Below are 21462 nucleotides of genomic sequence, written 5' to 3' on the forward strand. Positions count from 1 at the left end.
CGTCAGCCGGCAGCAAGATTCGCGAGCACCTCGTCGAGGTCATCCGGCTTGACGAGCACCTCGCGGGCCTTCGAACCCTCCGACGGGCCCACCACTCCCCTGCTCTCGAGGATGTCCATCAGGCGGCCGGCCTTCGCGAAGCCGACGCGGAGCTTGCGCTGCAGCATCGAGGTCGAACCCAGTTGCAGTTCGACGACGAGGCGGCAGGCGTCCAGCACCAGGTCCATGTCGTCGCCGATGTCGTCGACGACCTTCTTGTCACTGGCGGCCGCGGCGGTGACGTCCTCGCGGTACTCGGGCTGCAGCTGGTTGCTGATGAAGGACACGACGTCGCGGATCTCGGACTCGTTGACCCAGGCACCCTGCACGCGGATGGGCTTGGAGGCGCCCATGGGCAGGAACAGGCCGTCGCCCTTACCGACGAGCTTCTCCGCGCCAGGCTGGTCGAGAATGACGCGCGAATCGGTCATCGACGACGTGGCGAACGCCAGGCGGGAGGGCACGTTGGCCTTGATCAGGCCGGTGACCACGTCCGTCGACGGGCGCTGCGTGGCGAGCACCAGATGGATGCCGGCGGCGCGGGCGAGCTGTGTGATGCGCACGACGGAATCCTCGACGTCGCGGGGGGCCACCATCATGAGGTCAGCGAGCTCGTCGACCACGACCAGGAGGTAGGGGTAGGGCGACAGCTTCCGCTCCGAGCCCTCCGGTAGCTTGACCTGCCCGGCACGCACCGCTTTGTTGAAGTCGTCAACGTGGCGGAACCCGAAGGCGGCCAGGTCGTCGTAGCGCATGTCCATCTCACGCACCACCCATGCGAGGGCCTCGGCGGCCTTCTTCGGGTTGGTGATGATGGGCGTGACCAGGTGCGGGATGCCCTCGTACTGGTTGAGCTCCACGCGCTTGGGGTCGACCAGCAGGAGCCGCACCTCGTCGGGCGTGGCGCGCATCATGATCGACGTGATCAGCGAGTTGATGAAGCTGGACTTACCGGAGCCGGTGGCGCCGGCCACCAGGAGGTGCGGCATCTTGGCCATGTTGGCCACGACGAAGCCGCCCTCAACGTCCTTGCCCAGGCCCACCGTCATCGGGTGGTGGTCGTTCTTGGCGCGGTTGGAGCGCAGGACGTCGCCCAGGGAGACGACCTCCTTGTCCAGGTTCGGGATCTCGATGCCGATGGCGGACTTGCCCGGGATGGGGGTCAGGATGCGGATCTCGTTGGAGCCGACGGCGTAGGCGATGTTGTCCGCCAGGCCGGTGACCTTGCTGACCTTGATCGCGGAGCCGAGTTCCACCTCGTAGCGGGTGACCGTCGGGCCGCGGGTGTAGCCGGTGACGCGGGCGTCGATCTCGAATTCCCGCAGCACGGCGGCGAGCTGGCGCACCACCTTGTCGGAGGCCTCCGTGCGGGCCTTGGGCTTGGAGCCGGGGGCGAGCGACCCGTCGTCGGGCAACTGGTAGACGATGTCGCCGCCGAGTTGCATCTGGACGGCGGGACCGGGCGGGGGTGTGTGCTGCGGCGGCTCCGGCTCGCGGGGGGCCTCCTTGGGGCGGCCCGGCACCTGCCGCGGCTCGGCCGGCTCGGTGGGCTGGAGCGCGGGGGGCCGCCTTGGGGCGGCCCGGCACCTGCCGCGGCTCGGCCGGCTCGGTGGGCTGGAGGGGTTCGGGCGTGGGGTCGATGTGGGGCTCGTCCTGGGCGAGGTAGTCGAACACCTCGGGCTCGCGGAAGTCCGTCGCACCGTAGGAGTCCTCCACCTCGGGGTCCTCGACGGGGTCTTCGATCAGCGGGGTGTCGTAGGGCACGTCGACGCCGAGCTTCAGCTTGTCCTTCGGCTCATCCTCGGGCGCGCGCTCCACCAGTGCCCCGAAGACGTGGCCGAGGCCGGCGACGATCTCGTGCAGCGGGCGGCCGATGACCACCAGGGTGCCGAAGAGCAGCACGATGCTGAGCACGGGCACGGAGACCCAGGTGGTCAGCAGATCGGTGGGGATGGAGGAGGCGACGTAGCCCAGCACGCCGCCTGCCTCGCGCACGGCGTCCAGGCCGTCGGTGTTGGGGCGCGGCAGCCCGTTGGCGATGTGCACCAGGCCCAGTGAGCCGAGGGTGATGAAGAACCAGCCCAGTCCCGTGCGCGGGGCCGAGTCGACGTCGCGGGGATGGCGCAGCACGCGCCAGGCGCCGTACAGCAGCACGGCCGGCACCACGGCGGACAGCGACCCGAAGACGGTGGTGGTGGCCATCTGCAGCCAGTCGCCGACGGGGCCGGCGAGATTGAACCAGAAGCGGGCGGCCACGGTGATCCCCAGGGTGAGCAGCACGAGGCCCCAGCCGTCGCGGCGGAGCTTGGGGTCCACGTCCTGCGCCGCGCCGCCCACGCTGCGGGCCAGCCAGCCGACGCCGGTCGCCAGGCCCATGAAGAGCCCGGCGATGCCCTTGCCGATGCCGGTCATGATCGTGGCCCCGATGCCGGGGCCCTGGTTCTGGGGCTTCTTCGCCGGCGCCTTCGAGGCGGCCGGTTTGCGGGTCTTCGCCGTCGACGAACTCGCCCGGCTCCGGGTCGATTTCGTGGTGGAGGTACGTTGCTTGGCACCACCGGATGAGGACGCGCGCGTCTTGGTGGTGCTTCGCGAAGGGGAAGATCCGCGAGTCGCCATGCTCGCCACCCTAGCCGACGACGCCCCGAGGACGGTTATCCCACACCCGCGGGCCGCGGTTTCTGGCCCCCTCGACCGCTAGCCTCGACGACATGCAGATGCGCCGATTGATTCCCTCCGCCCTGGTACCGCTGGCACTGTTCCTCACTGGCTGTTCGGGGCCGGGCCAGGACTCCACCCTGCGCGAGGCCCTCGAGCAGATGCCGGGGGCCAACGGCGAAAGGTTCGCGGTCAGCTACGGCTCCCCTGCGGAGGTCCACGCCATTCTGGGCTACACCCCCACACCCGGCCCGGCGGGCGACGATGTCTCAGCGAGGGATCAATGGGGCCACTTCGCGGTCAACGCAATGGTGCCGCCCAACGTCGTGGGGCCGCTGGGCGTGCCGATCATCGCGCCCGGCGAGGCCGCCGACTGGATCGTGTCGGGGATGACGGCCAGCGGCCAGTTCACCATCGGGGCGGGGATCGATGCGGCAGCCGCCAGACAACGGCTGGCTGCCGCGGGCGCACAGACCACCGATGAGGTCACCTTCACGCGAGGGCCCGACGCGCCCCTGGCGATGGAGCGCAAGCACGTGGTCTTCGCCGATGACCAGGTGACGCTGAGGCCTGACTCGTTCGAGGAGACCGGGGAGACGCTGGCCGAGGACACCGGGGTGGAGGCGCTCCTGGAGTGCCTCAACGGCGCCGAGATGGCATACCTCACGCGCCACGAGGGCACGCGCACCTACGCCATCGCGGCCAGCGTGGATGAGGACGCGGAGGGTTCGGCATGGGCGTGCGTCCACGCGCCGGACGAGGACGGCCAGGCGGTGGCCGAGGAGTTCGCTGGGCCCCGCCCCGCCGCGCAGCCCCCACGGACGGTGGGCGAGACCTCCGTCGACGGCGACGTGGTGCGGTTCGAACTGCTGATGGAACCCATCCCGGCGGACGTGAAGGCCCCCGCGCCCGAGGCGGGCCTGATCTTCAGCGGCCCGGAGTCGACGGCGCCGTTCTTCTGAGGATCAGCCGAAGTGGTCCCAGCCGCGGGAGCCCTCGTAGGCCGCGCCGTCGACGGTGACGCCCTCGCCGGCGGAGACCTGCCCGATGCGGATCCAGCCCTCCGGCAGTTCGGCGTCGGCGGGGAAGGTGGCGGCCAGCGCGTGGTCCTCTCCCCCGGCCAGCAGGAAGCCCAGCGCCTCCTTGCCGGTGGCGGCGGCCACGCGGGCGACGGCCTCGAGCGTGGCCAGCAGGCTGGTGTCCACATCGATGGCGACCCCGGAGCGCTCGGCCACATGCCCCAGATCCGCGAGCAGGCCGTCTGACAGGTCGACCATCGCGGTGGCGCCGGCCTCCGCGGCGATGGCTCCCTGCCCGTACTGGATGGACGGGGTGAGGTGCTCGGCGACGGCGTCCTTGGGCGAACCGAAGCCGCGCTGCAACACCACCAGGCCGGCGCCGGAGAGGCCGAGGTTGCCGCGCACGGCCAGCACGTCGCCGGGTTGGGCGCCGGCGCGGGTCACGGGAGTTCGCCCCATGGTGTCGCCGATCGCGGTGACGCAGGCGACGATGTGCTCAGAGCTGGACATGTCGCCCCCCACGAGGCTGACTCCGGCGGCGAGGCATTCGTCGCGCACGCCGGCCTCGAAATCCGCCACCCACTGGGGGTCCAGGTCCTTCGGGAACGCCAGCGCCACCACCACGGCCGACGGGCGGCAGCCCATGGCCTCCAGGTCGGAGACGTTGACGGCCACCGCCTTGCGGCCGACGGCGTGCGCCGGGCTCCATTGCCGCTTGAAGTGGACGTTCTCGATGAGGATGTCCGTGCACACCACGGTGTCGCCCTTGAGTGAGACGACGGCGGAGTCGTCGCCGACCGACAGCACCACGTCGTCGTTGGCCTCGAGGCCCTCGGTGACGCGGGCGATGAGTTCGAACTCGCCGATCATCGCAGCCCCACCGGCCTCGCCATGGCCAGGTCGATGAGTCGGCCGACCAGCTCGGGGTAGGTCATGCCGGATTCCTGCCAGAGTGTGGGGTACATGGAGATCTCCGTGAAGCCGGGCATGGTGTTGACCTCGTTGATCCAGGCCCCCTCGTCGGTGACGAAGAAATCGGCCCGCACGAGGCCCTCGGCGTCGACGGCGTGGAAGGCCCGCTTGGCCAGCTCGCTGATCTGGGCGGCCAGCTCGTCGTCGACCTGAGCGGGGGCGTCGAGCGCGGCCCCGTCCTCGTCGAAGTACTTGGCCTCGTAGTCGTAGAAGCCGTCCTCCGCGCTGACGCGGATCTCGCCGAGCACGGAAGCCCGGCAGCCGTCGGGATGGTCCGGGTCACCCAGCACGGCGACCTCGAGCTCGCGGGCGCCGACGAAGCCCTGCTCGAAGACCAGCTTGGGGTCGAAACGCTGGGCCTCATCGATGGCGGCGTCGAGCTGGGCGGGCTCGGTGATGCGGACGATGCCGATGGAGGAGCCTCCGCGCGCGGGTTTGACGAACAGGGGGTACTCGAGGCGGTTCACCTCGTCGACGACGGCCCGGCGGTGGTGCTTGAGGCGGTGTGCGCTGGCAGTCACGTAGGGCCACACGGGCAGGCCGGCAGCCTCGAACGCGACCTTCATGAAGTGCTTGTCCATACCCACCGCCGAGGCCGTGACGCCCGAGCCGACGTAGCGGATGCCCATCATCTCGAACATGCCCTGCAGCGTGCCGTCCTCGCCGAAGGGGCCGTGCAGCAGCGCGAATGCGACATCGATGCCGTGGATGTCGACGAGCTGCTCGCCGCTGCGGGTGGCGACCTCGCAGCCGTCCTCACCCACCATCCACACGGCGTCCTGTTCGGGTTCGGCGACCTCGGGGGCCTCGCCGTCGACGATGCGGTAGCCCTCGATCACGTTCAACGGGACCTGCGTCCAACGCCCGGTCCTGGTGATACCGACGCCGTGGACGTCATAGCGATCCTTGTCGATGGCCTTCAGGACCGACGCCGCCGTCAGACACGAGATCCCGTGCTCCGATGACTGGCCGCCGAAGATCAACGCGACCCTGGTGCGCTCACTCATGCCTTCTCCCAACGTTGGTTGAGCCCGCGGGTGCCGCTGAGTGGCTCCCGGTGAGCTACCGGGCCAGCTTAGCCACGCGCTCCCCCACCCGCATATCCCAGCGACCCTCGGGTGGTTCCTCACCGCGCAGCTCGCTGACCATGCCGGTCAGGGTGTCGAGGAAGTGGTCGGTCACCTCGTCGAGGAGCGCCGACGGCAACTCGCCCTCGGCCGGTACCCGCGCCAGGTACCCGCTGAGGTCCAGAGCGGGCCCGGCCTGGACGTGCACGTCACGGCGGCGACCGAAGAGCTTCTTCCACTCGAGTTCCTTGCGGCCGAGGATCTGATCGGCCCCGGTCTGGGCGATGGGCACGACGGTGACCCCGGTCTGCAGCGCCAGTTGCGCGGCGCCGCGTCGGCCGGTCATCGGCCACCCGTCCGGATCCGCGGTGATGGTGCCCTCCGGGTAGATGACCACGGCCTTGCCCTTTTCGAGGGCGCGGCGGGCGTGGACGAGGGAGTCGCGCGCACGGCCGGTGTTGCGGTAGACGGGAATCTGGTCACACTTCCGGGCGATCCAGCCGAGGAACGGCACCTTCCAGATCTCGGACTTGCCGAGGAAGCGCCCCCACCGGCCGCTGTAGATCAGGAACTCGCCCACCACGAGGGGGTCGAAGTTGGAGATGTGGTTGGCCACCACCAGCAGCCCGCCGTCGCGGGGAATGTGTTCCTGGCCGCCCCAGTGTCGCCTGGCGACCAGCGGGATGATGACCCGGGCGAACTTCAGCACGAGGTAGCGGTAGACCCAGGGGCCGTGTTCCTTGTTGACCTTGGCCAAGGGAACCCGCCAGGGCTTCCGGGTGCGTTCGATGTCACTCATGGGACCGTCCGACGGTGGGCGTGGCGAGGCGGCGAAGCATGCGGGCAACTCTAGCGCCCGCCCTCGCCGGCAGGCCTCAGCCAGCGGGAAGGGCTCAGACAGGCAGAGCGTAGGTCACCCGCAGCCGGACCCTGAGCGTCGCCCCTGCGCCCCGACAAGCAGAGGCGTTGAAGCCGAGGGTGGGGGATGAAGGACGCGAGTTTCGAGGCCACACCGGGACCAGACTGCCGAAGGTCGCCGTCCATGCTCATGGGCATCACTGGCGTCCTTCTTCCCCCATCCTCGGCGGAACACACCCGACGTGGATCAGGTGACAGACCGGCTGCAGCGGTTTCGACACCGCTCATAGAACTCGCGGGCTCAACCAGCGCAGGGCGCAACGGTCAGGGACCGGCGGGAGTTGCGCGGAGGCGCCGCGTCCGGCGGGTGACCAGCATGGCGTCGGCGACGAAGAGGGCCACCGCGACCCAGACCAGAGTGAAGCCGGCCCAGCGGCTGGCCGGCATCGGTTCGCCGAAGTACAGCCAGCCCAGCAGGAACTGGCCGATCGGGGCGATGTACTGCAGGATCGCCACGGTCACCATCGAGACCCGACGGGCAGCGGCGGCGAACAGCAGCAGCGGGATCGCCGTCACGACGCCGGTGGTGGCCAACAACGCGCCGTATCCCCCGCTCGCAGTCGACTGGCCCGTGACCGCCAGGTAGATGATGAAACCCAGCGCGATGGGCGCCACCGCGCCGGTCTCGACGGCGAGGCCCGGCAACGCGCCGACGGAGCGGCCCGCGATCTTCTTCACCAGTGAGTAGGTGCCGAAGCTCAACGCCAGCACCAGCGCGGCCCATGGCATCTGTCCGTAAGCGACCACCATCACCAGCACCGACGCCAACCCGATGAACATCGCCGTCCACTGCAGCGGCCGTAGCTTCTCCCCCAGCACGAGAATGCCCAGCGCGGCCACTGCAAGGGGGTTGATGAAGTAGCCCAGCGCCGTCTCCAACGTGTGGCCGGACAGCACGGCGAACACGTAGGTGGACCAGTTCACGACGATCAGCACGCCCGCCACGGCCAACGACAGCGCGGTACGCCGATGCGACACGACGGTCTTCACCTGGCCCCACTGGCGCAGCACCGTCAGCAGCAGTGCGCAGAAGACCAGGGACCACAGCGCGCGGTGCGCCACCACCTCGAGCGCACCGGAGCGCTCGAACAGCACGAAGTACAGGGGGAACAGGCCCCACAACGCGTAGGCCGCGAAGCCGAAGGTCAGGCCCTTGGAGTTGTCGGTCATCTCCCACGTCCCTCGACCAGCGTTCGCAAGCTCACGGCTGGCTCAGGAAGCGTTCTTGGTCGACAGGCGATCCTCCGCCAGGATGAGCGCGATCACGACGACAGCGCCGAGCACCGCCAGCAGCACGGGGCCGAGCACCGGAGCGTAGGGAGCCAGCAGCTCGCCGGCACCCCTGCCGTCGGCGGCGGCGAGGGACTGCCACGGCCAAAGCGCCCGCAGCGAGCCGATCATCAGGCCAGCCATCACGATCAGCGTGGTGCGGCGGTGGTGCTCGAGGAGGTGGTGGATCACCTTCACGAATGCGGCGAGGCCGACGGCCGCACCCGCCATGAAGGTCGCGATGTAGGCGATGTTGCGTTCGTGCACGGCGGTCAGCGTCGGGGCGTAGAGCCCGACGGCCAGCAGGAAGAACGAGCCTGAGACGCCCGGCAGCACCAGCGCACAGATGGCGACCGCGGCCGCCACTGCGACCAACGGCAGCGCGGGGTTCTCCACCACCGCCCCGCCGGCGAAGCTGGTCATGATGACCGCCGCGGCGATGGCCGCCACCATGATCAGCGCCTCGACCCACACCGGGCGCCCGGCCTTGCGGGCGGGCAGCATCCGCAGCGGTACGGCCACGCTCGCGGCGACCATGCCCAGGAACAGGCAGCGCGACAACTCCGGGGTGTCAGTGACGAAGCCGCTCATGATCCCCGCCATGCCGAACACGGCGGCCACCATGCCCAGCAGGACCGGCGCGATCAGCAACCAGTCGGTGCGCCGAAGCTCCGTGACGAAGGACCGCCACCGGTCGGGCCCCGAGATGAGGCGACGCAGCCCGGTCACGACGTGGTTGGCCGAGTCGATGATTTGCTCGTAGACGCCGGTGACCAGCGCCACGGTGCCGCCGGAGACGCCGGGCACGAGTTCCGCCATGCCGATCAGGAAACCCCGCATGAGGTCGATGGGCAGCAGCCAGAAGGGTCGACGGCGGGCCGGGGCGGCGTCGTGGGTCTGGGCAGCGTGGGACATGGGAGCCTTTCGTCTGGTCGCCAGGCAGACTACTTGGCTCTATGCGCTGGGGCTAACCGGCGGATCCCACAGGGGCTGGGAGAGGGCCTCCATGAAGTCGAGGACGTTCATGTTCCACTCGCGGGTGTGCGAGTCGTTGAGTCCGTGGGGGCCGCCCTCGATGACTGCGAGCTGGGAGTGCGGGATGAACTCGTGCATTCGGGCGCTGGACTTCTCGTACGGGACGTTGATGTCCCCGTCGCCGTGGATCACGAGTGTGGGCACGTCGACGGCGCGGCAGTCATCGCGCAGGTCGGTGGCCCAGATGAGGATCGTCTTCCACGCGGCATCCGGATCCGACTGCTTCGCGATCTCCAGACCCTGCTTGCGCACGTCGTCGTCAACCTGCAGGCCGCCCTCCTCCGTGGAGTAGAACCAGCCGATGAACTGCTCGAGGAAGCTGTCACGATCCTCGCGGCACTTGTCCGACATGTCCTGGAAGCCCTCGATCGGCATGGCGCCGTCGGGGTTGTCCTCGGTGATGCACAGCGCGGGGGCGATGGAGCCGGAGAAGATGGCGCCGGCGACCCGCTCGGAGCCGTGCCGGCCGAAGTAACGGGCCACCTCTCCCCCGCCCATGGAGAAGCCCAGCAGCACCGCGTCGCGCAGGTCCAGCTCGTCGAGCAGCGCCTTGAGGTCATCGGCGAGGGTGTCGTAGTCGTAACCGTCCGCCGGCTTGTCGGACCTGCCGAAGCCCCGGCGGTCGTAGGCGATCACCCGGTAGCCGGCGTCCGCGAACACTGGGATGTTGGCGGCGAACGCCTCACCCGAGAGTGGCCAGCCGTGCACCAGCACGAGGGGGCGGCCCTCGCCTCCGGTGTCGGTGTAGTTGAGGATGACGCCGCTGGTGGTCTGGACAGTGGGCATGTCTGGCCTTCCTTGGTGGACGGTGTTCACCACCCAGGCTAGCCGCGCCCGGAGACCTCCGCAGGCGCCTTCGTCAGGAGACCGGTCAGAGGTTGTAGCCGACGGCGCGCAGCTGCTCGCGGCCGTCCTCAGTGATCATCTCCAGCGTCCACGGCGGCAGCCAGACCCAGTTGATCGTCACCGAGTTGGCCAGGCCGTCGAGCACGTACTTGGTGTCGTACTCGATCATGTCGGTCAGCGGGCAGGTAGGCGAGGTCAGCGTCATGTCGATGGTGACGTTGCCCACGTCGTCGACCTGGGCGCCGTAGACCAGGCCGAGGTCGACGACGTTGACCATCAGCTCAGGGTCGACGACGTCCTTCATCGCCTCGAGGATCTCCTCCTCGGTGGGGATGGCCGAGGGCGCGTCCGGGGTCGCGTCGAGGTCGACGTCCGGCAGGTCGTCCTTGACCAGGTCGCTGGGGCGGGGTTCAGTCATGTTCGGTTCCTTCGGTTTCGGTGTCAGGAATGCTTGGCGGTTTCGACACGTCCGCGCTCCTCGTGAGCTCGGAGGGCGGACGGCTCCACCAGCGCTGGACGGCTCAGGGGGCGGTGGTGGCCTGGAGTGCGGCGTCCTTCATGGCGGACCAGCCGAGCAGCGCGCACTTGACGCGGGCGGGGAACTTGGACACGCCCGCGAACGCGATGGCGTCCTCGAACACATCCTCGTCGGGGGTGACGTTGCCCTGGCTGTGCATGACCTCCAGGAACTGGTCGTGGAGTTCCATCGCGTGGCTCACCGGCTTGCCGATCAGGAGATCGGTCATCACCGAGACGGACGCCTGTGAGATGGAACAGCCCTCTGCGTCGTAGGAGATGTCGGTGAGCGTGCCGTCGTCGACCTGGACGCGCAGCGTCAATTCGTCGCCGCACGACGGGTTCACGTGGTGCACCTCCGCCTGGTACGGCTCGCGGAGCCCGGCGTTGTGCTTCTCGCGGTAGTGATCGAGGATGATCGTCTGGTACAGCTCGTCAATGTTCATATCTGGTCAGCCCTTGAATCGTGGGGCGAAGTAGTCACGGGTGAACACCAACGCATCAGCGAGGGCGTCGATCTCGGCAGGCGTGGTGTACAGGTACGACGACGCCCGCGTCGAGCTCTGGAACCCCAGCCGCTTGTGCAGGGGGCGGGCGCAGTGGTGACCGCCCCGGATCGCTACCCCGCGGGAGTCGAGCACCTGCATCACGTCGTGCGGGTGCACGCCGTCGAGGTTGAAAGAGATGGCGCTGCCACGGTCCACCGCCTCCGTCGGGCCGAGGATGGTCAGGCCCTCGATGGAGGTCAGTTTGCCCAGCGCGTACCTGGTCAACTCGTGTTCGTGTTCGGCGATGGCGTCCATGCCGAGGCGGGTGAGGTATTCGATGGCGGCGCCCAGGCCCACGGCCTGCGCGATGGGCGGGGTGCCCGCCTCGAAGCGGTGCGGGGGCGGCGCGTACGTCGACCGGGCCATCTCCACGACCTCGATCATCTCGCCCCCGCCCAGAAACGGCGGCAGCTCCGCGAGCAGGTCGTAGCGACCCCACAGCACGCCGATGCCCGTGGGGCCGAGCATCTTGTGCGCCGTGAACGCCACCAGATCCGCACCCAGCGCGGACACGTCGGTGGCCTTGTGCGGCACCGCCTGCGACGCGTCGACCACCATCCTCGCGCCGACGGCGTGCGCCTGCCCGGCGATCTCTCGGACGGGGTTCTCGGTGCCCAGCACGTTGCTCACCGCCGTCAACGAGACGATCTTCGTACGCTCGTTGATCAACTGCTCGCGCTCTGCGGACTCCAGGTCGAGGCGGCCCTCGTCGGTGATGTCGAACCAGCGCAGCGTGGCGCCCGTGCGCTCACACAACATCTGCCACGGCACGATGTTGGAGTGATGCTCCATCATGGAGATGACCACGTCATCGCCGGCCTTCAACCCCGCCCCCAGCGCGTGGGCGGCGAGGTTGAGGGCTTCGGAGGCGTTCTTCGTGTAGATGACCTCCTCGGGGCGCGCGGCCCCGATGAAATCGGCCACCTTCCCGCGGGCGTACTCGAACGCCGCGGTGGCCTCCCCTCCGAGCAGATGCATGGCACGCGCCACGTTGGCGTTGTGCTGCAGGTAGTGCTGGGCCACGGCGTCGACCACCTGGCGGGGCTTCTGAGAGGTGTTGGCCGAGTCCAGATAGACCAGCGGGTACTCCCCCACCCTGCGGCGCAGGATGGGGAAGTCAGCCCGGATGAGGGAGGTGTCAAGCATCAGGCGTTGGCAGCTTCCTTGATGTACTTCTCGTAACCCTCGGCCTCGAGGTTCTCGGCCAGTTCCTTGCCGCCCTCGGCCACGATGCGGCCGTCGACGAAGACGTGCACGAAGGTGGGCTCGATGTAGCGCAGGATGCGGGTGTAGTGCGTGATCAGGATGACCGCGCGGTCGCCCTGCGCCGAGTACTTGTTGACGCCCTCGGAGACGATGCGCAGGGCATCGATGTCGAGGCCGGAATCGGTCTCGTCGAGGATCGCGGCCTTCGGGTTGAGCAGCTGAAGCTGGGCGATCTCGTGGCGCTTCTTCTCACCGCCGGAGAAGCCTTCGTTGACCGAGCGACTCGAGAAGGACTTGTCGAGGTGCAGTTCGCCGAGCGTGGTCTCGACGTCCTTGACCCAGGTGCGCACCTTCGGGGCCTCACCGTCGATGGCGGTCTTGGCGGTGCGCAGGAAGTTCGCCACGGACACGCCGGGCACCTCCACGGGGTACTGCATGGCCAGGAACAGGCCAGCCTTGGCGCGCTCGTCGACGGACATCTCGGTGATCTCCTCGCCGTCGAGGGTGACGGAGCCGGAGGTGATCTCGTACTTGGGGTGGCCGGCGATGGCGTAGGCGAGGGTGGACTTGCCGGAGCCGTTGGGCCCCATCAGCGCGTGGATCTCGCCGGGGTTGATGGTCAGGTTGACGCCCTTGAGGATCTGCTTGGGGCCGTCCTCGGTCTGGACGTCGACGTGCAGGTCGGAGATGACGAGGGTTGACATGGTTGCTATTTCTCCTGATGAATCTGGTCGGGGGTCCACGGGGGCTGGCCCCCGTGTGTCAGTAGTTCGTGGTGGTGGCGTCGACGTCGATGAGCACGTCGTCGCCGTCGATGCGGCATTCGAAGACCCGGACGGGTTCGGTGGCCGGCAGGTTGAGCGGACGGCCGGTCTCGAGGCTGAAGACAGAACCGTGCAGGTAGCACTCGATGGTGTCGTCGACGACGTCACCTTCCGACAGCGCCACCTTGCCGTGGCTGCACTCGTCCTCGATGGCGTAGACCTTCTCCCCGTGCAACACGATGGCGACGCTGAGGTCGTCGTCGATGTCCACGGGGAACGGCTTGTCGGCCTCCAGATCGGAGACCTTGCAGACCGCCTGAAGGCTCACTGCTCGTCTGCCTTCGACGTGGTGGAGCCGTGCACGATCTCGAGCTCACGCTCGATCTGGGCCAGCATCTTGGCTTCGATCTCCGGGATGCCGACGCGGCGGATGATGTCGGCGAAGAAGCCGTGCGCCACCAGGCGACGGGCCTCGACCTCGGGGACGCCGCGGCTCATCAGGTAGAACAACTGCTCGTCGTCGAAGCGACCCGTCGACGACGAGTGGCCGGCACCGGCGATCTCACCGGTCTCGATCTCGAGGTTGGGCACCGAATCCGCCTGGCAGCCGTCGGTCAGCACGAGGTTTTTGTTCGACTCGTAGGTGTCGATGTTCTCGGCCACCTTGCGGATCAGCACGTCACCGATCCACACCGAATGAGCCCCCTTGCCACGCAGCGCACCGCGGTAGTCCACGTTGGACTTGGTGTTGGGCGCGTTGTGGTCGACGAACAGGCGGTGCTGGATATGCTGGTTCTCGTCGGCGAAGTACAGGCCGTAGGCCTCGATCTCGCCGCCGGGGCCGTCGTAGTGCGAGTTCTCCTGCAGGCGGACGTCGCCGCCCAGTGAGGCGGTGACGGTCTTGACGTGGGCGTCGCGGCCGATGCTCACGGTGCGCTGACCGCCGTGGACGGAGCCGTCCTCCCAGTCCTGCAGCGTGATGAAGTTCAGCGCAGCACCGTCGCCGACGATGATGTCGGTCTTCTCGGCGTACCTGGCGCTGCCCTCGTAGCGGAACACGATGGTGGCGCGGGCGTTGGCTCCGATGGTGACCACGACGTGGTCGCGGGCCTCGCCACCCTGACCCCGGCCGACGAACACGACAGGTTCGGCGATCTCGGCGTTGGCGGCCACCTTGATATGGGTGCGGTGGGTGGACTGGTCAGCGGCCAGGGCCGAGATGCGGTCCGTCGGGGCCTCGGCGGCCAGGGAGTGCGCCTGCTCCAGCGTGATGGATTCGACGCTCACGCCGTCGGGGGTCTCCCCGCTCCAGTCGAGCGAGCCGACGCCCTCCGTGACGGGGTTCAGGAGCGTCGTGAAACGCTTGAGAGGGGTGAAGCGCCAGATCTCCTCGCGGCCGGTGGGCTGCTGGTGATCCTCGACGGTCCACGAGGGAGTCGGGTGCAGGTGCGACTCGACTGTTTCGATGGCTGCGGCCACGTTGGGGGCCTCAGTGGTGGTGGTCAATTCTTCTTCCTTCAGGTGTGGGGCGGCTGGGCTGTGGTGCGGCATCAGCCGACCGCGCCCTCCATCTGCAGCTCGATGAGGCGGTTGAGTTCGAGGGCGTATTCCATGGGCAGCTCGCGGGCGATGGGCTCGACGAAGCCGCGCACGATCATGGCCATGGCCTCGATCTCCTCCATGCCGCGGCTCATGAGGTAGAACAGCTGATCCTCGGAGACCTTCGACACGGTGGCCTCGTGCGCCAGGGAGACGTCCTCCTCACGCACGTCCACGTAGGGGTACGTGTCGGAGCGGGAGATGGTGTCGACCAGCAGGGCGTCACACATCACCGACGACGACGAGTGGTGCGCACCCGGGTCCACCTGCACGAGACCGCGGTACGAGGAGCGGCCACCGCCACGGGCCACGGACTTGCTGACGATGGAGCTCTGGGTGTTGGGCGCGCAGTGCACCATCTTCGAGCCGGCGTCCTGGTGCTGGCCCTCGCCGGCGAAGGCGATCGACAGCGTCTCACCGCGGGCGTGTTCGCCCATCAGGTACACGGCCGGGTACTTCATGGTGACCTTCGAGCCGATGTTGCCGTCGATCCACTCCATCAGCGCGCCCTCTTCGCAGGTGGCGCGCTTGGTGACCAGGTTGTAGACGTTGTTCGACCAGTTCTGAATGGTGGTGTAGCGGCAGCGCGCGTTCTTCTTCACGATGATCTCGACGACGGCGCTGTGCAGCGAATCCGACGAGTAGATCGGCGCGGTGCAGCCCTCGACGTAGTGCACGGAGGCACCCTCGTCGACGATGATCAGCGTGCGCTCGAACTGGCCCATGTTCTCCGTGTTGATGCGGAAGTAGGCCTGCAGCGGGATGGTCACCTCGACGCCCTTGGGCACGTAGATGAAGGACCCACCCGACCACACGGCGGTGTTCAGCGCGGCGAACTTGTTGTCGCCCACGGGGATGACGGTGCCGAAGTACTCCTTGAAGAGCTCGGGGTGCTCCTTGAGCGCGGTGTCGGTGTCGAGGAAGAGCACGCCTTGGCGCTCCAGTTCCTCGTTGATCTTGTGGTAGACCACCTCGGACTCGTACTGCGCGGCGACGCCGGCGACGAGGCGGGCCTTCTCAGCCTCCGGGATGCCGAGCCGGTCGTAGGTGTTCTTGATGTCCTCCGGCAGGTCCTCCCAGGTCTGGGCCTGCTTCTCGGTGGAGCGCACGAAGTACTTGATGTTGTCGAAGTCGATCTCCGACAGGTCCGCGCCCCAGGTGGGCATGGGCTTCTTGTCGAAGAGCTTGAGGCCCTTGAGGCGGAGATCGAGCATCCACTCGGGCTCGTCCTTCAGGGCGGAGATGTTGCGCACGACGGCCTCGCTGAGGCCGCGCTCGGCGGTGGCGCCTGCAGTGTCTGAGTCGTGCCAGCCGTACTCGTACGTCGAGAGCGCCTCGAGGTGCTCGTCCTGCGTGGCGCCCAGGCCGGGTGCCTTGGGTGCGGTCTGCGTCATATCGATCGTCTCCGTCACTTTCTTTTCGGGATCTGCGGTGTGGGCAGTGGGTGGGGGACGTGTGTGGTGCACACGCCGTCGCCGTGGGCGATGGTGGCCAGTCGCTGGACATGACTGCCCAGCAGCCGGCTGAAGAGTTTGGTCTCGATCTCACACAGGATCGGGAACTCGGCGGCAACGTGGGCCACCGGGCAGTGGTGCTGCAGGAGTTGGTCGCCGGCGCGCAGCGGACGCACGGAGGCGGCGTAGCCGTCGAGGTCGAGGACCTCCACGAGGGCGTCCATGCAGGTCAGCTCGGGGTCGTCGGCCCGCAACTCGCGGTAGCGCTGCTCGATCTCGGCGACTCGGTCGTCGGCGATGTCGCGCACCGCGTCCGGCCCGGCGAGCACTTGGAGGCGCCGCATGGCGGCGATGGCCAGATCGTCGTAGGCCTGCGTGAATTCGGCGCGGCCCGCGTCAGTCAGGACGAACACCTTCGACGGGCGGCCGCGGCCACGGGGGCCGTAGACGCGCTCGTCGCGCGAGGTCAGGATGCCTTCCTCGAGAAGCGTGGCCAGGTGGCGGCGCACCGCAGCAGGGGTGAGTTCGAGCACCTCGGCGAGTTGCTTGGCGGTCTGGGGACCGTCGTTGAGGATAAGGTCGACGACGCGTTGACGGGTTGGTGTCTCCACGACCTGCGCCTCCATCACATCCACCTCCAACTCTGTGCCAAGTATTTAGCTTACAACTTCGTTTCAAAAGTCAATCCCAATCTCATTCACGATTCAAGCAGGCGTACCTAACCTCCCCCCTCCCCCGTGAGCAATTGGATAGGGTCACGGCGCGACACGCCGGGGAAAACGCCGGTTTCCGCGCACCACCCCATCCAATTGCTCACGGAGGGTTGGCTAGGCTGTGGCCGTGCCCATCCTGATAGCCCACGAGTTGAGCCTGTCCTTCGGACCCAAGAGGGCCCTCGACGCTTTGACGCTCGATGCTGAGGCCGGGCACATCACCGCGCTGCTCGGCCCCAACGGAGCCGGCAAGACCACCTTCATCCGCTGCTGCACCGGCCTCGCGAGGCCCGACGGCGGGTTGCTCACGCTGTTCGGCGGCCGGCCCGGCGCCTCCGAGGTGCTCCCCCGCATCGGCCTCATGCCCCAGACCACGGGCGCATGGTCCGGCATCACCGCGGTGCGGCTGCTGACCTACCTGGCGCGCCTGTACGCGAACCCACAGCCTGTCGACCAGCTCATGGAGCTGCTCGGCATCGATGACTTCGCCACCACCCCCTACCGCCGCCTCTCGGGCGGGCAGCAACAGGCGGTCAACCTCGCCGGCGCGCTCATCGGCCGACCGGACCTGGTCTTCCTCGACGAGCCCTCCGCCGGGCTCGACCCCCGCAGCCGCCGCAACACCTGGGACCTCCTCGCCAGGGTCCGCTCCGACGGCGTGGGCATCGTGCTGACCACCCATGACATGCAGGAGGCCGAGGCCCTCGCGGACCACGTCTACATCGTCGACCGAGGGCGCGTCACCGCCGAGGGCACCGTCGCCAGCCTGACTGTGAACGGCTCCCTCGAGGACGCCTTCCTCGCCCACACCACCGGAGACCGCGCATGACCGCCCTCGACTTCACCCCGGATGCCAGCGCGGCTCCGTTCGCGCGGCGGGTCTGGGCCCAGGCCACCACCGAGGCCGGCCTCATCCTCCGTAACGGCGAACAGGCCATCCTCGCGATCGTCATCCCCGTGGCCGTGCTCATCGGCGCCAAGCTCTTCGGCGACCGGCTCGGGCTCAACCTCCAGGAGATGGCGCCCTCCGTGCTGGCGCTGGTGATCTGGAGCACCTGCCTGACCACGCTGGCCATCGCCACCGGCTTCGAGCGCCGCTACAACGTGCTCGAACGCATCGCGGCCACGCCGCTGGGCAAGCCCGGCATCCTGCTGGGCAAGGGCCTGGGCATCGCGATAATCACCGTTGGGCAGATTGTGGTGCTCAGCGCCATCGGCCTGGCGCTGGGCTGGCGGCCCAGCTTCACCGTCGGATCCTTCCTGATCGCGGTGGCCGTGGCCGCGCTGTCCATGGGCGCCTTCGCGGGGCTGGCGTTGACCATCTCCGGCTGGCTGCGGCCCGAGGCGACCCTCGCCATCGCCAACCTCCTCTACCTCGTGGGCATGCCGCTGGGCGTCCTGCTGCCCGTGAACCGCTTCCCGGAGTGGGCGCAGAACGTGATCAACCTGCTGCCCACCGGCGCGCTGGGAGAGACCCTGCGGCAGAGCGCAGCAGGCGTGGCCGTAGGCTGGCCGCTGTTGGTGGCCGCGCTGTGGTGCGTGGGCACATTGCTGCTGGCACGAAAGGTGTTCTCGTGGACGTCCTGAGGAAACTGGTCGACGGCGAGGGCGCGCTGCGCAGGTGGCTGTGGTTCTCACTGATCTGCAACATGGGCATCATCGTCACCGGCGCCATCGTGCGCCTGACCGCGTCTGGCCTGGGATGCTCCGAGTGGCCGCGCTGCACCCCCGACACCTGGACCACCACCGCGGAGGCCGGCTTCCACGGCGCCATCGAGTTCGGTAACCGGCTGCTCACGTTCGTGCTGATCGCAGCGGCCATCGGCGCGTTCGCCGCCGCGTGGCGCAACCGCGGGTTCCGGTCCACGCTTTGGTGGCTGACCCTCGGCATCGGGATCGGCATCCCGTTCCAGGGCGTGATCGGCGGCTTCACGGTGTGGAGCGACCTCAACCCCTTCGTCGTCGCCCTGCACCTCCTGCTGTCCGTGGCGCTGATCGTGCTGTGCGTGTGGGCGTTGAGCATCGGCTACCGGGTCACGCCCACGCCCCTGGTCTCAGGCCAGCGTTGGCTGGTCATCGCCACCTTCGCCGCCACCATGGTCTCCATCTGGCTGGGCACCGTCACCACCGGCTCCGGCCCGCATGCCGGTGACCCCAATGCTCCGCGCACCGGCTTCGACCTGGTGCTCGTCTCGCGCATCCACGCGCTGTCGGCCTGGATCGTGGTCGCGCTCACCGCCCTGTGCGTCTACGTCTTCACCCGCACCAGGCAACAGCGCCCGCGCAGGGCCTCACTGCTGTTGCTGGGCACGGTCGCCATCCAGGGCGTCATCGGCTACATCCAGTACTTCTTCGGGCTGCCGCCCGTGATGGTGACCCTGCACATGGTGGGCCTCACCCTGCTGACCGCCGCTGCGTCGTGGCTGCTGTTCTCCACCCGCGGTGAGGCTGCCACCCTCGCGCCTCGCCCAGACGCCTCGCGGAGGGTGAGCCAGGACGCATAGGCTGGGGGGCATGTCGATCAACCCTGTGCTCTCCACCGAGCTCCCGTTCACGCTGCCCGATTTCGCCAACGCCACCCCCCGCGACTACCACGTCGCCGTCGAGGAGGGCATGCGCTCCCAGCTGGGCGCGCTGGCTAGGATCCGGGACGACCAGTCCCCCGCCACCGTCGCCAACGTGCTGGCTGCCTGGGACGACGCGGAGGCCACGCTGCGGCGCGCGCTCAACAGCTTCTTCTCCGTCTACGCCTCAGACGCCACCGACGAGATGATCGCCATCGAGCAGGAGCTGTCCCCACGCCTCGCGGAGCACAACGACTCCATCTTCCTGGACCGCGAACTCTATGCCCGCCTGCAGATGCTCGAGGCCCGCATCGCAGGTGGCGAGGCCGAGGCCGACGACCAGGACCGGTACATGCTCGACGAACTGCTGCGCGCGTTCCGCCGCGCCGGCGTCGAGCTCACCGACGACGAGCAGGGCCGGCTGCGGGAGCTCAACAAGCGCCTCGCCGAGCTCTCCAGCAGGTTCGAGACCCTCAACCGCGAGGCGCGGGTCGCCGGCGGCATCGACGTGACCGACGACGATCTGGCCGGCCTCACGGAGGGCGAGAAGGCCGCGCTGAAGACCGACGACGGCTACCGCATCGAGTTGGTCAACACCACCCAGCAGCCCCTTGCCGCCAAGCTCGCCAACGCCGAGCTCCGCCAACGCCTCCACGAGGCCTCCACCAGCCGCGCCCTCTCGGGCGAGTTCGACACCCGCGGGGTCGTCGTCGAGGTCGCCCGCCTCCGCGCCGAGCGCGCCACGCTGCTGGGCTACCCGAACCACGCCGCCATCGTCGCGGATTCCGGCACCGCGAAGACCACCGATGCCATCTTCGACATGCTCGTCCCGCTGGCCCAGTCGGCGCTGGCCAAGGCCCGCGACGAGGGCGCGGAACTGCGCTCCCGCTACGCGCAGCTCAATCCCGGAGCCGAGTTCACCGCCGCGGATTGGGCATTCGTCGAGGCGCTGGTGCGCAAGGAACGCTTCGCCTTCGACGAGTCCGAGTTGGGCGAATACCTGCAGGTGGACAAGGTGCTCGACGCCGTCTACGCCGCCGCGGAGGAACTCTACGGGCTGACCTTCACCCTGCGCGAGGACCTCACCGGCCATGTCCCGGGCACCAAGACCTACGAGGTGCACGACGACGAGGGCGTCGTCGGCCTGTTCGTGATGGACTTCTGGGCCCGCCCCACCAAGAACGGCGGCGCCTGGATGACGAACCTGGTCGACCAGTCCCACCACTCCGGCGACCTCCCGGTGGTCACCAACAACTGCAACTACACGGCCACCACCACGGCGATCTCGTGGGACGACGTGATCACGATGTTCCACGAGTTCGGCCACGCCCTGCACGGACTGCTGGCCTCCTCCCGGTACGCGGGCATGTCGGGCACCAACACGCCGCGGGACTTCGTCGAGTTCCCCAGCCAGGTCAACGAGCACTGGGCCTGGACGCCCGGTCGCGTGCTGCCCGCCGAATGGATCGAGAAGCTCACCGCCGCGTCGAAGTTCGGCCAGGGCTATGCCACCGCCGAAACCGAACTCGCGTCGCTGCTGGATCTCGTGTGGCACACCACCCCCCTCGACAAGCTGCCCGCCTCGGCAGACGAGGTGGAGGAGTTCGAGCGTCAGGCGCTGGCGAAGTTCGATCTGGTCGACGATCTGGTGCCCCCGCGCTACCGCACGCAGTACTTCGCCCACATCTGGGGCGGCGGCTACGCGGCCAGCTACTACGGCTACGCCTGGGCCAAGGTCATGGATGCCGACGCCGTGGCATGGTTCGAGGAGAACACCGGCGGCGACTCCCCGGAGATGAGCCTGCGGGAGGCCGGTAGCCACTTCCGCCGGACCCTCCTGGCGCCAGGTGGTTCCGTCGACCCGATGGAGACCTACCGCACCTTCCGCGGCCGCGATCCCCAGTTGCAGCCGCTGCTAGACCGACTGGGGCTCACCGTCTGATTCCACGGTCGCGGGCTTCCTCAGAAAGAAGCCCGCGACCACCGCCGTGGTCTGCATCGCGAAGATCGTCACGAACAGCGCCGTGCCGGCCGCCCCCCCAGCACCACGCCGAAGATCATGCGCCAGGAGCCCACCTGCAGGATGAGGCCAGACAGCGGCGGCCCGACGGCAGGGGCCACCGCGATCACCATAGAGATGTTGCCCATGGTCCTGCCCCGCGCGCCGGGCGGCACGAGCCGCATGATGGTGGTCATCAGCAGCGGCATCATCATGGCCGTACCGCTGGCCTGCACGACGCGTCCGCCGAGCAACAGGGGGAACGTCGGCGCGACCATG

At 68.5% G+C, this 21462-nt stretch carries 21 protein-coding genes and 1 pseudogene; 6 read left to right on the forward strand and 16 right to left on the reverse strand.

Going from position 1 to position 21462, the window contains the following annotated elements; all coding sequences use genetic code 11:
- Window positions 1–2: 2 nt before the first annotated feature.
- Window positions 3–2388 (reverse strand): annotated as a pseudogene (locus BN1186_RS16550) (FtsK/SpoIIIE family DNA translocase).
- Window positions 2389–2440: 52 nt separating this feature from the next.
- Between BN1186_RS16550 and BN1186_RS15630 the strand changes: the two are divergent.
- Together BN1186_RS15630 and BN1186_RS13630 are read left to right on the forward strand one after the other, a co-directional pair.
- Complete coding sequence (locus BN1186_RS15630; RefSeq protein WP_180349085.1) at window positions 2441–2737, forward strand: hypothetical protein; 297 nt, start codon at window positions 2441–2443, stop codon at window positions 2735–2737.
- A 10-nt stretch (window positions 2738–2747) separates the two neighbouring features.
- Window positions 2748–3656 (forward strand): hypothetical protein, encoded by a 909-nt coding sequence (locus BN1186_RS13630; protein WP_040284523.1) that lies wholly within the window; start codon window positions 2748–2750, stop codon window positions 3654–3656.
- Window positions 3657–3659: 3 nt separating this feature from the next.
- Here BN1186_RS13630 and BN1186_RS13635 read toward each other — a convergent pair whose 3' ends face one another.
- The 14 genes from BN1186_RS13635 to BN1186_RS13700 all read right to left on the reverse strand — a co-directional run bounded on the left by BN1186_RS13635 (window position 3660) and on the right by BN1186_RS13700 (window position 16518).
- Window positions 3660–4583: a thiamine-phosphate kinase gene (locus tag BN1186_RS13635; protein ID WP_040284524.1), complete on the reverse strand. Its 924-nt coding sequence runs from the start codon at window positions 4581–4583 to the stop codon at window positions 3660–3662.
- Window positions 4580–5692, reverse strand: a complete 1113-nt coding sequence (locus BN1186_RS13640) for a D-alanine--D-alanine ligase family protein (protein ID WP_040284525.1) — start codon at window positions 5690–5692, stop codon at window positions 4580–4582. The genes BN1186_RS13635 and BN1186_RS13640 overlap by 4 nt, the downstream gene beginning before the upstream one ends.
- A gap of 55 nt (window positions 5693–5747) precedes the next feature.
- Window positions 5748–6551 carry a lysophospholipid acyltransferase family protein gene (locus BN1186_RS13645; protein WP_052460174.1) on the reverse strand — a complete coding sequence of 268 codons (804 nt, stop codon included), beginning with the start codon at window positions 6549–6551 and terminating at the stop codon, window positions 5748–5750.
- A 383-nt stretch (window positions 6552–6934) separates the two neighbouring features.
- A complete protein-coding gene (gene rarD, locus BN1186_RS13650) occupies window positions 6935–7840 on the reverse strand; it encodes an EamA family transporter RarD (protein WP_040284526.1) in 906 nt (301 codons plus the stop codon).
- A gap of 42 nt (window positions 7841–7882) precedes the next feature.
- The gene (locus tag BN1186_RS13655; RefSeq protein ID WP_040284527.1) at window positions 7883–8854 is read right to left on the reverse strand and encodes a DUF368 domain-containing protein; all 972 of its coding nucleotides are present in this window, start codon (window positions 8852–8854) and stop codon (window positions 7883–7885) included.
- Window positions 8855–8893: 39 nt separating this feature from the next.
- Window positions 8894–9760 carry an alpha/beta fold hydrolase gene (locus BN1186_RS13660; RefSeq protein ID WP_052460175.1) on the reverse strand — a complete coding sequence of 289 codons (867 nt, stop codon included), beginning with the start codon at window positions 9758–9760 and terminating at the stop codon, window positions 8894–8896.
- A gap of 85 nt (window positions 9761–9845) precedes the next feature.
- Window positions 9846–10238: a metal-sulfur cluster assembly factor gene (locus BN1186_RS13665; protein ID WP_082031433.1), complete on the reverse strand. Its 393-nt coding sequence runs from the start codon at window positions 10236–10238 to the stop codon at window positions 9846–9848.
- Between the two features lie 103 nt (window positions 10239–10341).
- The gene (sufU, locus tag BN1186_RS13670; RefSeq protein WP_040284528.1) at window positions 10342–10782 is read right to left on the reverse strand and encodes a Fe-S cluster assembly sulfur transfer protein SufU; all 441 of its coding nucleotides are present in this window, start codon (window positions 10780–10782) and stop codon (window positions 10342–10344) included.
- Between the two features lie 6 nt (window positions 10783–10788).
- Window positions 10789–12033 (reverse strand): cysteine desulfurase, encoded by a 1245-nt coding sequence (locus tag BN1186_RS13675; protein ID WP_425471527.1) that lies wholly within the window; start codon window positions 12031–12033, stop codon window positions 10789–10791.
- Window positions 12030–12794, reverse strand: coding sequence for a Fe-S cluster assembly ATPase SufC (sufC, locus tag BN1186_RS13680; RefSeq protein WP_040284530.1), 765 nt, complete (start codon window positions 12792–12794; stop codon window positions 12030–12032). The genes BN1186_RS13675 and sufC overlap by 4 nt, the downstream gene beginning before the upstream one ends.
- Before the next feature lie 58 nt (window positions 12795–12852).
- The gene (locus tag BN1186_RS13685) at window positions 12853–13182 is read right to left on the reverse strand and encodes a Rieske (2Fe-2S) protein (RefSeq protein ID WP_040284531.1); all 330 of its coding nucleotides are present in this window, start codon (window positions 13180–13182) and stop codon (window positions 12853–12855) included.
- Window positions 13179–14360, reverse strand: a complete 1182-nt coding sequence (gene sufD, locus BN1186_RS13690) for a Fe-S cluster assembly protein SufD (RefSeq protein WP_052460176.1) — start codon at window positions 14358–14360, stop codon at window positions 13179–13181. Before sufD ends, BN1186_RS13685 begins: the two co-directional genes overlap by 4 nt.
- Before the next feature lie 44 nt (window positions 14361–14404).
- On the reverse strand, window positions 14405–15847 hold the full coding sequence (sufB, locus tag BN1186_RS13695) for a Fe-S cluster assembly protein SufB (protein WP_052460177.1): 1443 nt from the start codon (window positions 15845–15847) through the stop codon (window positions 14405–14407).
- 14 nt (window positions 15848–15861) lie between these two features.
- Window positions 15862–16518, reverse strand: coding sequence for a helix-turn-helix transcriptional regulator (locus BN1186_RS13700; RefSeq protein ID WP_342777369.1), 657 nt, complete (start codon window positions 16516–16518; stop codon window positions 15862–15864).
- A 229-nt stretch (window positions 16519–16747) separates the two neighbouring features.
- On the opposite strand from BN1186_RS13700, the gene BN1186_RS13705 reads away from it, so the two are divergent.
- From BN1186_RS13705 to BN1186_RS13720, 4 genes are read left to right on the forward strand one after another with little or no spacing between them, the layout of a single operon-like run.
- Window positions 16748–17449, forward strand: coding sequence for an ABC transporter ATP-binding protein (locus BN1186_RS13705; RefSeq protein WP_246043321.1), 702 nt, complete (start codon window positions 16748–16750; stop codon window positions 17447–17449).
- A complete protein-coding gene (locus BN1186_RS13710; RefSeq protein ID WP_040284532.1) occupies window positions 17446–18207 on the forward strand; it encodes an ABC transporter permease in 762 nt (253 codons plus the stop codon). The genes BN1186_RS13705 and BN1186_RS13710 overlap by 4 nt, the downstream gene beginning before the upstream one ends.
- Window positions 18195–19124 (forward strand): COX15/CtaA family protein, encoded by a 930-nt coding sequence (locus tag BN1186_RS13715; protein WP_040284533.1) that lies wholly within the window; start codon window positions 18195–18197, stop codon window positions 19122–19124. The genes BN1186_RS13710 and BN1186_RS13715 overlap by 13 nt, the downstream gene beginning before the upstream one ends.
- 10 nt (window positions 19125–19134) lie before the next feature.
- Window positions 19135–21126, forward strand: a complete 1992-nt coding sequence (locus BN1186_RS13720) for a M3 family metallopeptidase (protein ID WP_052460179.1) — start codon at window positions 19135–19137, stop codon at window positions 21124–21126.
- 68 nt (window positions 21127–21194) lie between these two features.
- Here BN1186_RS13720 and BN1186_RS16305 read toward each other — a convergent pair whose 3' ends face one another.
- Window positions 21195–21461 (reverse strand): MFS transporter, encoded by a 267-nt coding sequence (locus BN1186_RS16305; protein WP_052460180.1) that lies wholly within the window; start codon window positions 21459–21461, stop codon window positions 21195–21197.
- Window position 21462: the final 1 nt, after the last annotated feature.

Origin of the sequence: Tessaracoccus massiliensis (assembly GCF_000826065.2) — a bacterium.
GTDB classification, from domain to species: Bacteria; Actinomycetota; Actinomycetes; order Propionibacteriales; family Propionibacteriaceae; genus Arachnia; species Arachnia massiliensis_A.

What these genes read in the sequence shown, in the direction of transcription:
- BN1186_RS15630 (WP_180349085.1), top strand. Translation starts at nt 2,441, where the DNA reads ATGCCGGTCATGATCGTGGCCCCGATGCCGGGGCCCTGGTTCTGGGGC.
- BN1186_RS13630 (WP_040284523.1), top strand. Translation starts at nt 2,748, where the DNA reads ATGCAGATGCGCCGATTGATTCCCTCCGCCCTGGTACCGCTGGCACTG.
- BN1186_RS13635 (WP_040284524.1), bottom strand. Translation starts at nt 4,583, where the DNA reads ATGATCGGCGAGTTCGAACTCATCGCCCGCGTCACCGAGGGCCTCGAG.
- BN1186_RS13640 (WP_040284525.1), bottom strand. Translation starts at nt 5,692, where the DNA reads ATGAGTGAGCGCACCAGGGTCGCGTTGATCTTCGGCGGCCAGTCATCG.
- BN1186_RS13645 (WP_052460174.1), bottom strand. Translation starts at nt 6,551, where the DNA reads ATGAGTGACATCGAACGCACCCGGAAGCCCTGGCGGGTTCCCTTGGCC.
- rarD (WP_040284526.1), bottom strand. Translation starts at nt 7,840, where the DNA reads ATGACCGACAACTCCAAGGGCCTGACCTTCGGCTTCGCGGCCTACGCG.
- BN1186_RS13655 (WP_040284527.1), bottom strand. Translation starts at nt 8,854, where the DNA reads ATGTCCCACGCTGCCCAGACCCACGACGCCGCCCCGGCCCGCCGTCGA.
- BN1186_RS13660 (WP_052460175.1), bottom strand. Translation starts at nt 9,760, where the DNA reads ATGCCCACTGTCCAGACCACCAGCGGCGTCATCCTCAACTACACCGAC.
- BN1186_RS13665 (WP_082031433.1), bottom strand. Translation starts at nt 10,238, where the DNA reads ATGACTGAACCCCGCCCCAGCGACCTGGTCAAGGACGACCTGCCGGAC.
- sufU (WP_040284528.1), bottom strand. Translation starts at nt 10,782, where the DNA reads ATGAACATTGACGAGCTGTACCAGACGATCATCCTCGATCACTACCGC.
- sufC (WP_040284530.1), bottom strand. Translation starts at nt 12,794, where the DNA reads ATGTCAACCCTCGTCATCTCCGACCTGCACGTCGACGTCCAGACCGAG.
- sufB (WP_052460177.1), bottom strand. Translation starts at nt 15,847, where the DNA reads ATGACGCAGACCGCACCCAAGGCACCCGGCCTGGGCGCCACGCAGGAC.
- BN1186_RS13710 (WP_040284532.1), top strand. Translation starts at nt 17,446, where the DNA reads ATGACCGCCCTCGACTTCACCCCGGATGCCAGCGCGGCTCCGTTCGCG.
- BN1186_RS13720 (WP_052460179.1), top strand. Translation starts at nt 19,135, where the DNA reads ATGTCGATCAACCCTGTGCTCTCCACCGAGCTCCCGTTCACGCTGCCC.
- BN1186_RS16305 (WP_052460180.1), bottom strand. Translation starts at nt 21,461, where the DNA reads ATGGTCGCGCCGACGTTCCCCCTGTTGCTCGGCGGACGCGTCGTGCAG.